This window comes from Streptomyces sp. NPDC044033 (assembly GCF_056434425.1).
Genome location: NZ_JBWKFF010000007.1, coordinates 76,451 through 87,846 on the forward strand (window position 1 = coordinate 76,451; position 11,396 = coordinate 87,846).

At 70.4% G+C, this 11,396-nt stretch carries 8 protein-coding genes, 1 pseudogene and 1 riboswitch; of the genes and pseudogenes, 5 read left to right on the forward strand and 4 right to left on the reverse strand.

Annotated features, from left to right (window positions below; genetic code table 11):
* Window positions 1–5 precede the first annotated feature (5 nt).
* Window positions 6–1,349: a TolB family protein gene (locus tag AC07AB_RS14870; protein WP_478565663.1), complete on the reverse strand. Its 1,344-nt coding sequence runs from the start codon at window positions 1,347–1,349 to the stop codon at window positions 6–8.
* 254 nt (window positions 1,350–1,603) lie between these two features.
* Window positions 1,604–2,416: a TolB family protein gene (locus AC07AB_RS14875; RefSeq protein WP_478565666.1), complete on the reverse strand. Its 813-nt coding sequence runs from the start codon at window positions 2,414–2,416 to the stop codon at window positions 1,604–1,606.
* A gap of 341 nt (window positions 2,417–2,757) precedes the next feature.
* Window positions 2,758–2,884, forward strand: a riboswitch (cobalamin riboswitch).
* A gap of 154 nt (window positions 2,885–3,038) precedes the next feature.
* Between AC07AB_RS14875 and AC07AB_RS14880 the strand changes: the two genes are divergently transcribed.
* Together AC07AB_RS14880 and AC07AB_RS14885 are read left to right on the forward strand one after the other, a co-directional pair.
* Window positions 3,039–5,411 carry a ribonucleoside-diphosphate reductase subunit alpha gene (locus AC07AB_RS14880; protein WP_478565669.1) on the forward strand — a complete coding sequence of 791 codons (2,373 nt, stop codon included), beginning with the start codon at window positions 3,039–3,041 and terminating at the stop codon, window positions 5,409–5,411.
* A 128-nt stretch (window positions 5,412–5,539) separates the two neighbouring features.
* Window positions 5,540–6,496: a ribonucleotide-diphosphate reductase subunit beta gene (locus AC07AB_RS14885; protein ID WP_478566294.1), complete on the forward strand. Its 957-nt coding sequence runs from the start codon at window positions 5,540–5,542 to the stop codon at window positions 6,494–6,496.
* A 240-nt stretch (window positions 6,497–6,736) separates the two neighbouring features.
* Here the strand turns inward: AC07AB_RS14885 and AC07AB_RS14890 are convergent, their stop codons facing one another.
* Window positions 6,737–7,531 (reverse strand): alpha/beta fold hydrolase, encoded by a 795-nt coding sequence (locus tag AC07AB_RS14890; RefSeq protein WP_478566297.1) that lies wholly within the window; start codon window positions 7,529–7,531, stop codon window positions 6,737–6,739.
* A gap of 166 nt (window positions 7,532–7,697) precedes the next feature.
* Here AC07AB_RS14890 and AC07AB_RS14895 point away from each other — a divergent pair, with 166 nt between their 5' ends.
* Window positions 7,698–8,588, forward strand: coding sequence for a helix-turn-helix domain-containing protein (locus AC07AB_RS14895; RefSeq protein ID WP_478565672.1), 891 nt, complete (start codon window positions 7,698–7,700; stop codon window positions 8,586–8,588).
* An 87-nt stretch (window positions 8,589–8,675) separates the two neighbouring features.
* Here the strand turns inward: AC07AB_RS14895 and AC07AB_RS14900 are convergent.
* Window positions 8,676–8,753 (reverse strand): annotated as a pseudogene (locus tag AC07AB_RS14900) (DUF397 domain-containing protein); the annotation flags it as partial.
* A 274-nt stretch (window positions 8,754–9,027) separates the two neighbouring features.
* Between AC07AB_RS14900 and AC07AB_RS14905 the strand changes: the two are divergent.
* Entirely contained in the window at window positions 9,028–9,915 is an 888-nt protein-coding gene (locus AC07AB_RS14905; RefSeq protein ID WP_478565675.1) for a M20/M25/M40 family metallo-hydrolase, read from the forward strand.
* Between the two features lie 25 nt (window positions 9,916–9,940).
* The gene (locus AC07AB_RS14910; protein ID WP_478565678.1) at window positions 9,941–11,371 is read left to right on the forward strand and encodes a M1 family metallopeptidase; all 1,431 of its coding nucleotides are present in this window, start codon (window positions 9,941–9,943) and stop codon (window positions 11,369–11,371) included.
* Window positions 11,372–11,396: the final 25 nt, after the last annotated feature.

The window sequence follows — 11,396 nt, forward strand, 5'->3', positions numbered from 1 at the left end:
CCGCGTCAGGACTCGACGCGCCGGACGAAGACGTCCTCGACCCCGTTGGTGTCGCCGGAGACCAGGCCGCTGTCGCCGGAGGAGAAGGCGGCGGTGCGGCCCGCGGCGTCGACCTCGGGGGAACTCGCCCCCGTCGCCGACTGGTCGTCGCCGCTGCCGAGGCTCACCAGCTCGACGTGCCCGGTCTCCCGGTCGCGTACGAACACGTCATCGGCGTTGTTGGTGTCATCGGGCACGAGGTTGCTCGCGGAGGAGTGGAAGAACAGCAGCCGCCCGTGGTCGGCGAGCTTCCCCCCGGAGGAGGTGCTGTTGGCCTGGGTCCCGTCGTCGGCGAGCGTCTCCAGGGTCGTGGCACCCTCACGGGTGTCCCGGACGTAGACCCTCGCCTCACGGAGAGGGGTCCCCGGCACCATGTTGGGCCAGTAGCTGTAGAACGCGGCGTACCGGCCGTCCTCACTGAGCGAGGAGACCCTGCCCCCATACGTCTTCCCCTCCCAGTTCACGGTCAGCGCCCGGGTCCGCCCGGTGCGCAGGTCGTGGAGGAAGGAGGGGTAGTCCCTCGGCTTGGCGATCGAGGGCGCGCCGGGTTCGCGGCGAACTGGCGAGCCGGGCTCCAGGTTGGTCGCCTTCGAGGTGTAGGCGATGTGCCGGCCGTCCGCGCTGATGACGGGCTGGGCGGACGCGCGGTCCGCCTGTTTCCCGTCGCTCGCGACGCTCACCCGCCGCGTGGTGTGGGTACGCCGGTCGTACGCGAAGATGTCCTGCACGTCGTTGGTGTCGCCCGGCACCAGATGGGAGCGGCGCGAGGCGAAGGCGACGACGCGCCCGTCGGCGCTGATCGCCGGCATCCAGGCGCTGTAGGTCTGCGGACCGGCGGTCGTTCCGGGGCTGACGCGCTCCGTGCGGCCCGTGCGCCGGTCGCGTACGAACACGTCCTGCGCGCCGTTGTCGTCACCGGGCACCAGATTGGCGGCGTTCGAGGCGAACGCGACGTAGCGGCCGTCCGCGCTGATCGAGGCGCCCGACGACCAGGCGTCCGCCTGCGTGCCGTCCGTGGCCACATTGACGCGCTCGACCCGCTTGGTCCGCAGGTCCTTGACGAAGACGTCCTCCATGCCGTTGGTGTCGCCGGGCACCAGGTTGGCGGCTGCCGAGGTGAAGACCACGAAGCGGCCGTTGCCGGAGATCCCCTCGGTGAAGGAGGCGGCGTCGGCCTGCGTACCGTCCGCCGCAACGCTCACCCGCTCCGTGTGCGGCGCCCCCTGCCCTGCCCATGCCGCGCCGGCCATCGGCAGCGCGAGCGTGCAGGCCGCCGCGCCGACGGCGGCCGTGCGTCTGAGTAAGCCCATCCTGGCTCTCCCCTCCCAAGAGTCATCCGTACCCGCCGAGCCAACTCCCCCGGCCGTACACGGTCAACGCTTCGGACAGCCGACAGGACCCCCATACGCCTGTTGCGGCAGGGGAAGCCGGGACTCGTGTCCTACCCCTGTGCCATGTTCCGTCCCTCGCGCCACAGACGCGGTCCCTTGGCGGGCGAGCGGACGGGCGGACGGGCGAGCGGCGGGGCAGCCGGGCAGCCGGGGCCGAACGATTTCAGCCTCCGTCACTGTCCAAGGCGCCGGATGAAGACGTCCGAAGCCCTATGGGCGCCGCCGGGCGCCGAGCGGCTGCCGGCGGATTCGAAGACGACCGTCCGCCCGGACCCACCGGCCCCCACCGCCCCCTGCCACACCGTCATCCGGCTCCCGTCGGCCCCGCGGGCCAGCAGGCGTACGGCACCGGTCCCGGGACCGCGCGCGAAGCCGCCCTGAACCGCGTCGGCGTCCCCCGGCTCGCGGTCCGTGGCGGTGGAGGCGAGGGCGACGACGCTGCCGTCGGCGCTGATCGTCGGCGCCCGCGCAGCGCCGGCCGCCCCGGCGCCCGTACCGTCGCCGGTGATCCGCTCGGTGCGGCCGGTGCGCCGGTCGCGTACGAAGAGGTCGTCCGCCCCATTGGTGTCGCCCGGCACCAGGTTGGTGGCCGCCGAGACGAAGGCGACATAGCGGCCGTCCGCGCTGATCGCGGGCTCCGCCGACCAGGAGTCGGCCTGCGTGCCGTCGGTGGCGACGGTGACGCGCTCCGTCTCGGCCGTCCGCAGGTCCATGGTGAAGAGGTCCACCTGTCCGTTGGTGTCGCCGGGCACGAGGTCGGCGGCGTCCGACGAGAAGACGGCGTAGCGGCCGTCGGCGGAGATGACCGCGCCGTCGTAGGAGATGGGCGCGCCGCCGGAGGAGCCGGCCGCCCGCGTCCCGTCGGCGGCGGCGCTGATCGGCTCCGTACGCGGCGCCTCCGGCCAGGCGGCGGCCGCCGCCACCGGCAGCAGCACGAGCGCGCATATCCCCGCTCCGACGACGGCCATGCGCGTGCGTCTGCCCATCTCGTCCCCTCCTAGGATGCCGGATGCGCGCGGCCGGCCCTCGCCGCCGCGGACGAGCCAACTCCGCTGGCGGTGGACGGTCAACGAATCGGGCGCGGTACCGGGCTTCAATACGCTTGTTGCAGCAGGGAAGACCGGGACCCGTGTCATACACCGGCAACAGCCGCCGACAGCGGCCCGGGGCCCGCGAACATGGCGGAATCGCGCCGAAAACGCGGCGGGGACGCGGGAGGATCGCGGGATAAGCATGCGCGAATCGCGGCGGCACCACTAGCACATTCACCCCACTCCCTGCGGAGAGCGACACAAGATATGGGGGTGCGTGCGACCGCCAGCACAAGATGTATGCTCATGCTCGCTGTCGTCGCAGGGGAATCCGGTGTAAATCCGGAACTGTCCCGCAACGGTGTATGTGTGCGCATTTACGTACCCATGAGTCCGAGGACCTGCCGCCAGCACGCCCGTGGCCGAGCCGCCATACCCGGCCTGGGCGTCGAATACGTCCGGGCCTCGCGGGTTGGGCCGGTGGACGCGGTGCGGCGTGCCCTTTTCCGGAGCGCGCCCGTACGCGCCCATCGCCCCTTCCCTCCTGGCCCCCTGCCGAGCGAGGGAGAGCCACACCGTGACCATCGCGACCGCCGATCCGGTTTCAGAGGTAGCGTCCGACGGCCCGGGTACCGCACTGCTGCGTACCCTGACCGACCTCACCGCCGATCTGCCCGCCACCGACCCGGGCAAGGTCGCCGCCGCCGCGCTGCGCGGCCGCCATCCCGGTTCGGACGCGGCCGAACTGCGGTCGCTGGCCACCGAGGCCGCCGCCGGGCTGATCGCCGAGGAGCCGCAGTACTCGCGGCTGGCCGCACGGCTGCTGACCCTCGCCATCGCCGGCGAGGCGGCCGGTCAGGGCGCGCTCTCCTTCTCCGCATCCGTCGCCACCGGCCACCGCGAGGGGCTGATCGCCGACGAGACCGCCGCGTTCGTCACGGCCCACACCGCCCGGCTCGACGCCCTGGTGGAGCAGGCGCTCGCCGACGGCGCCGACGACCGGTTCGGCTACTTCGGCCTGCGCACGCTGCACAGCCGCTACCTGCTGCGCCACCCGATCACCCGGCAGGTGATCGAGACCCCGCAGCACTTCCTGCTGCGCGTGGCGTGCGGCCTCGCCGAGGACCGGTCCGTACGGGCCCTGGACGACGTCGCCGAGCTGTACCGGCTCACCAGCTCGCTGTCCTACCTGCCCTCCTCCCCCACCCTCTTCAACTCCGGCACCCGGCACCCGCAGATGTCGTCCTGCTATCTGCTGGACTCCCCGCTGGACGAGCTCGACTCGATCTACGACCGCTACCACCAGGTCGCACGGCTCTCCAAGCACGCCGGCGGCATCGGCCTCTCGTACAGCCGCATCCGCTCCCGCGGCTCCCTGATCCGCGGCACCAACGGCCACTCCAACGGCATCGTCCCGTTCCTGCGGACCCTCGACGCCTCCGTCGCCGCCGTCAACCAGGGCGGCCGGCGCAAGGGCGCGGCCTGCGTCTACCTGGAGACGTGGCACGCGGACATCGAGGAGTTCCTGGAGCTGCGCGACAACACCGGCGAGGAGGCCCGGCGCACCCACAACCTCAACCTGGCGCACTGGATCCCGGACGAGTTCATGCGCCGCGTCGAGGCCGACGCCGACTGGTCGCTGTTCTCCCCGGTGGACGTGCCCGAGCTGGTCGACCTGTGGGGCGACGAGTTCGACGCCGCGTACCGCGCGGCCGAGGCGGCGGGCCAGGCGATCAAGCAGATCCCGGCACGGGCCCTCTACGCCCGGATGATGCGCACCCTCGCGCAGACCGGAAACGGCTGGATGACGTTCAAGGACGCCGCCAACCGCACCGCGAACCAGACCGCCGAGCCCGGCCGGGTCGTCCACTCCTCGAACCTGTGCACCGAGATCCTTGAGGTCACCGACGACGGCGAGACGGCCGTCTGCAACCTCGGGTCCGTGAACCTCGCGGCGCACCTGGGCACGGACGGCGAGATGGACTGGGAGCGGCTCGACGCCACGGTCCGTACCGCCGTCGCCTTCCTCGACCGCGTCGTGGACATCAACTACTACCCGACCGAGCAGGCCGGGACCTCCAACTCCCGCTGGCGGCCGGTGGGCCTGGGCCTGATGGGCCTCCAGGACGTCTTCTTCCGGCTCCGGCTGCCCTTCGACTCCCCCGAGGCCGCGGAGCTGTCCACCCGGATCTCCGAGCGGATCATGCTCGCCGCGTACGAGGCGTCCGCCGACCTCGCCGAGCGGCACGGCCCGCACCCGGCCTGGTCCGCGACCCGTACCGCGCGCGGCGTGCTCCACCCGGACCACTACCCCGACGCGGAGCCGCGGTGGGCCGACCGGTGGGCGGCGCTGCGCGCCCGTATCGCCAAGACCGGCATGCGCAACTCGCTGCTGCTGGCCATCGCGCCGACGGCCACCATCGCCTCGATCGCGGGCGTCTACGAGTGCATCGAGCCGCAGGTCTCCAACCTCTTCAAGCGCGAGACGCTCAGCGGCGAGTTCCTCCAGGTCAACGCCTATCTGGTGGAGGACCTGAAGAAGCTCGGCGTGTGGGACCGCACGACGCGGGACGCGATGACGGAGGCCAACGGCTCCATCCAGGAGCTGGGCTGGATCCCCGCCGAGGTCCGCGACCTGTACCGCACCGCGTGGGAGATCCCGCAGCGTTCGCTGATCGACATGGCGGCGGCCCGTACGCCCTACCTGGACCAGAGCCAGTCGCTGAACCTCTTCCTGTCCTCGCCGACCATCGGCAAGCTCAGCTCGATGTACGCGTACGCCTGGAAGCGCGGCATCAAGACCACGTACTACCTCCGCTCGCGCCCGGCGACCCGCATCGCCCAGTCCGCGCGCGCGTCCGTACCCGCACAGCAGCCGGCGGCCGCCGCCGACCCCGAGGCCGTCGCCTGCTCCCTGGAAAACCCCGAGTCCTGCGAGGCGTGCCAGTAATGTCCACCGCTCCCGAGAAGACCGAGCCCGAAGAAGCCGTGAACGAGAAGACCGTGCCCGCGCAGACCGCCCCCGCGAAGACCGTGAAGAACCTGCTGGACCCGGGCTTCGAGCTCACCCTGCGCCCCATGCGGTACCCGGACTTCTACGACCGCTACCGCGACGCCATCAAGAACACCTGGACCGTGGAGGAGGTCGACCTCCACTCCGACGTCGCCGACCTCGCCAAGCTCTCGCCGGGCGAGCAGCACATGATCGGGCGGCTGGTGGCGTTCTTCGCGACCGGCGACTCGATCGTCTCCAACAACCTGGTGCTCACCCTCTACAAGCACATCAACTCCCCCGAGGCGCGGCTGTACCTGTCGCGGCAGCTCTTCGAGGAGGCCGTGCACGTCCAGTTCTATCTGACGCTGCTCGACACCTACCTCCCCGACCCGGAGGACCGCTCGGCGGCCTTCGACGCGGTGGAGGAGATCCCCTCCATCCGGGAGAAGGCGCAGTTCTGCTTCAAGTGGATGGACTCGGTCGAGAAGATCGACCGGCTGGAGTCGAAGTCGGACCGCCGCCGGTTCCTGCTCAACCTCATCTGCTTCGCGGCGTGCATCGAGGGGCTGTTCTTCTACGGGGCCTTCGCCTACGTCTACTGGTTCCGCTCGCGCGGCCTGCTGCACGGCCTGGCCACCGGCACCAACTGGGTGTTCCGCGACGAGACGATGCACATGAACTTCGCGTTCTCGGTCGTGGACACGGTCCGCGAGGAGGAGCCGGAGCTCTTCGACGACGAGCTGGAGCGCCAGGTCACCGACATGCTCAAGGAGGCGGTGGAGGCGGAGCTCCAGTTCGGCCGCGACCTGTGCGGCGAGGGCCTGCCGGGCATGAACACGGAGTCGATGCGCGAGTACCTCCAGTGCGTCGCCGACCAGCGGCTGCTCCGCCTCGGCTTCCCGGCCGTGTACGGGTCGGAGAACCCCTTCTCCTTCATGGAGCTCCAGAACGTCCAGGAGCTGACCAACTTCTTCGAGCGCCGCGCGTCCGCGTACCAGACGGCGGTCGAGGGTTCGGTCTCCTTCGACGACGAATTCTGATCGGAGCGTCGGATTCGGTGATCGCTGTCGCTGTGCGGTGATCGCTGTGCGGTGAGTCGTGGTCCGGTGAGTCGTGGTCCGGTGAATTGCCGTTCCGTTCCGTGATTCCCGTTCCGTGATCGCCGTTCGGCGATCACTGGACGGCCATGGTGGGCCAGGCCGCCGTGCCGACTGGGTTTCCGTCGGCACGGCGGCCTGTCACGAGGCCGGTCATCACGGCCTCTCGGGTTTCAGTCGGCTTCAGTCGTCCTGTGGGGCGTGGTTCGCGGCGAAGGGCAGGAGAGGCGCGGCGGTCCGCGGCGGGTCCTCAAGGTTGGGCGAGTGCCCGAGACCGGGCAGCATCACGACGGTCGCGCCGGGGACAGCGCGGTATTCGGCGGCGGACGACGAACGCCACCTGCGGTCGTCCTCGCCGAAGATCACCAACAGCGGCTTGCCGAGGGGCGCCAGCCGTCGCGGGAGAGCCCGCTCCGCCAGGTAGGCGAGGCTCGATCGCGACGTCGCGGCGAACACGTGGAGGTCCATGAGGCGTGCCTCGTCCACGAACCACTGGGGGATCTCGTAGCCCGCGCCGAACGCGGAGCTCATGATCCGGCGGAGTTGGTCGTCGGTCAGCTTCGGCCACTGCGCCGGATCGATGGCGGGCTCGTCCGCGATGTAGGCGGCCGTGTCGGGGCCGGTGTTGACGAGTGCGAGCGCGGTCACCAGGTCAGGCCGTTGTACGCCGAGGGCGGTGGCGACCATCCCGCCGCTGGAGTGACCGACGACCACGGCGTGCGGGACGCCGAGCCAGTCCAGTACCGCACCGGCCCTTCGAGCCTGGTCCGGGACCGTATAACTCGCGCCGGCCGGCCGGGCCCACCGGCCGCACCCGAGCAGGTCGATCCGGATGACGCGATGGGCCACGCTCAGCAGCGGAACCATCGGGTCCCACGAGCGGAGCGACGCGGCGGTCCCGTGGATGAGCAGCAGGGCGGGGCCGTCACGGGGGCCGTCCTGGCACACGTGGATCGCGCCGTCCTCCAGCGGCAGCATCAATTCCCGGGTCGATTCGGCGACTTCGGTGATCTCGGAGGCTTCGGCGGCTCCGGCCGGGGAGCGCGGTTCGTCGTTGGAAAGAGTCATACGTGGACTGTCGCCGCCGGTGCACGCCGGTGGCTTGGACAAATGTTCCGGTCGGCCGGGTGCGTAGCATGAAGGAATGTGGTCCGACGCGGCCGAGCGGGACGACGGGGTGTTGTGGGACATCGCATGCCCCACGCGGCCCAGTCGCGTGCCCGGGGTGACCATGGCCGGATTCGGTGACCGCGGCATCACCCCGCCCGGCCTCCGGCTGATCCCGCACCCGGCCGTGACCCTGCTGCTGGTCTTCGACGGCACGGTTGCCGTGGAAGACGCCACCGGGCGGCGACAGCAGGGGAGTTTCGTCACCGGGCTCGGGTACGGCGAAGCCCTCCGTGCGCTGCGGGCGGAGAACTTCGAATGTCTACAGGTGCGCCTGTCACCGCTGGTCGCACACGCGGTGCTGGGCTCCGCCGTGTCCGACCTGGGCGGCGCCGTGGTGGCCCTCGACGAGTTGTGGGGCCGGGAAGCCGAACGGACCGTCGGGCGCTTGGCCGCTCTCTCCACCTGGGAGGACCGCTTCGCGTCGACCGACGCGTGGCTCGCCCACCGCTGCGCGGCGGCCGCGCGGGTAACCCCGGAGGTGGCCTGGGCCTGGCGTGCGATCGTCGCCGGCCGTGGCAGGGTCCGGATCGAGCACCTCGCGGCCGAACTCGGCTGGAGCCGCAAACGCCTGTGGTCCCGGTTCCATGCGCAGATCGGCCTGCCGCCCAAGCGCGCCGCGAAACTGGTCCGCTTCGACCACGCCGTCCACGGCCTGGTCGCAGGCCAGGACGCGGCCGGAGCCGCGGCCGACGGCGGTTTCAGCGATCAGTCCCATCTGCACCGGGACGTCGTGGCATTCACCGGACTGACCCCCTCGACCGTGATCAGCGAGCCGTTTCTCGCGGTCGACTCCCTGGCCTGGGGCTGGCCTCGGCCGTCGATCGGCAGGACGGACCGCAGACCGGCCGTCAGCCGGCGCCCTTGACGCTCTTGAGGAACGCGCGCCAAGCGGGGCGGTCGCCGCCAGTGTGGCGTCCGGGGCGTCGCTCTCGCGGACGTGGATCAGACCGTCGAGCCCGGTCGCCACCTCTACGCAGTCGTCCTGGCCGCTGCCGCTGAACGACGACTTCTGCCATATGAGGTCGGACATGTGACTCCTTCACAGGGTGGACATGACATGCGCCGGGGCTGCCCACGGAGGGGGTACCGAGCGACGAGCACGAGCACGGGCGGGGGCTGCTGCTCATCGGGGCCTGCGCCTCCGAGCGGGGAGTATGCGCGCATGGGCCGGGGCCCGGGAAGGCCGTCTGGTTTCAGCTCGTGGGGTGATGCGCGGGGCGAGCGGCGCAACCCCCGCTCCGGCCGGACGTCTGGTCGGCGAAGGCACTTTTTCCGGTGCCGGAGTACCGATCGAAGGAGCGTCCATGAAGTTGGCCAACCGTCGTACGTACGCGGTCGGGGCCCTGGGCCTCAGCCTCGCGCTGCTCGGGGCCGTACCGGCCGGGGCCGCGCCGGGCCGTACGGAGGCGGCGGCACCGCCCGTCGTCTCCGAGAAGGACGTCATGCCGCACCTGAACGCCCTCCAGAAGATCGCGGACCGCAGCGGGGGCAACCGCGCCTTCGGCACCAAGGGCCATGAGCGCTCGCTGGATTACGTGAAGGGCGTGCTCGACAAGGCGGGATTCACGACCCGCATCGACTCCTTCACGTACAAGGGGGCCGTCGGGCACAACCTCATCGCGGACTGGCCCGGCGGCGACGCGAACCACACCCTGTTCACGGGCGCGCACCTCGACAGCGTCAAGGCGGGGCCGGGGATCAACGACAACGGGTCCGGTTCGGCCGCCATCCTGGCCACCGCCCAGGCCGTGGCCAAGGCCCACCTGAAGCCGAAGCGCCATCTGCGCTTCGCGTGGTGGGACGCCGAGGAGGAGGGCTTGGTGGGCTCTGCGCAGTACCTCAAGAAGCTCCCCGCCGCCGAGCGCAAGAAGATCGACACCTATCTGAACTTCGACATGACCGGCACCAAGAACGTGCAGCAGTGGCTCGTCGTGCACGACGGCAAGGAGGCCACGGACGCCTTCGAGAACTACTTCGCGGCCAAGAAGCTCCCCACCTTCGACATCGGCGTCGGCGGTTCGGACCACGAGTCGTTCGGCAAGGCCGGCATCCCCGTCTCCGGCTTCAACACGGGCGTCGGCAGCTGCCTGCACGAGGCATGCGACCGCATCGACAACGTGGACCCGAAGACGGAGACCGTCAGCGCCAACGCCATCACGGGCGTCGTATGGCAGCTCGCCACCACCCGCTGACCCCGCCGAACAGGAGCAGATCCGCATGCACACGAAACGTTCCTCCGCTCTGGTGGCCGCGCTGGCGGGCAGCCTGGCGCTATCCGCCCTCTCCACCGGTCCCGCCTCGGCGGCCATCGGCGGCGGAGGCGCGGGCGACCCCTACTACCCCGATGACGGCAACTCCGGTTACCACGTCTCCCACTACGACGTACGCGTCGGCTACGACCCGGCCCACACCGACCACCTGGACGGCGACACCATCGTCACCGCCTCGGCCACCGAGGCACTGGACCGCTTCAGCCTGGATCTGAAGGGCTTCACGGTCGCCGCGGTCGCTGTCAACGGCGCGCCCGCCAAGGCGTTCTCCCGCTCCGGCGCCCACAAGCTGGTCATCACCCCGGCCCAGCAGCTCGCCAAGGGCAAGAAGTTCACGGTGCGCGTGCGCTACGCGGGCAAGCCGGTCGGCGAAGGCTGGCACACGATGAAGGACGGCGGGGCGTACGTATCCGGCGAACCGCACCCGGCGCGGGACTGGTACCCGTCCAATGACCACCCCTCGGACAAGGCGACCTTCCAGCTCACCGCGACCGTTCCGGACGGCTGGACCGCGATCGGCAGCGGACTGCCGGGCAAGACCACCACCGGCAAGAACGCCGACGGCAAGGCCGTCAAGACCTTCCGCTGGCACGAGGACAAGCCGATGGCCACCTATCTGAGCGCCTTCGCCGTCGACAAGTTCACGGTGCACAACTCGAAGCTCAAGGACGGCACACCCGTCATCCACGCGTACAGCCCCGGCACCGAGGCAAGCCAGGAGTGGGAGAGCCAGTTCCCGGAGATCATGGACTTCCTGTCATCGAAGTTCGGCCCGTACCCGTTCTCCTCCGCCGGCGGCATCGTCGTCAACGGCGGTGACGGGGGCGGCCCCCTCTCCATGGAGACGCAGAGCCGCCCCACGTACCAGGGGATGATGTTCGACGCGCCTATGGCCCACGAGAACGCCCACCAGTGGTTCGGCGACAGCGTCACGGTCGCCGACTGGCGCAACGGCTGCCTCAACGAGTGCATCGCCCAGTACGCCAACCAGCTCTGGGAGGAGCACAAGGGCGCCGACCTCGACAAGAACTTCTACCGCGCTGAGGTGGAGGACAACAAGAACGACCCCGAGTACTGGGGCGTCAAGCTCTTCGACCCTGGCAAGGGCAAGGAGCTGGACGGCGTGCTGTACAACAAGGGGTCGCTGATGATCCACGCCCTGCGCCGCACCGTCGGCGACAAGGCGTTCTTCGCGACCCTCAAGCAGTGGACCCACGACCACCGCGACTCCAACGCGACCTGGCCGCAGTTCGAGGCACTCGCACAGAAGGTCTCCGGAAAGGACCTCACCGGCTTCTTCGACGCCTGGGCACACAGCACGAAGATCCCGGAGAAGAAATACCTCTACCCGGGCCCGCTGGCGAAACTGGCTCCTTGATCGGAAGTCAACAGACATACGGGGT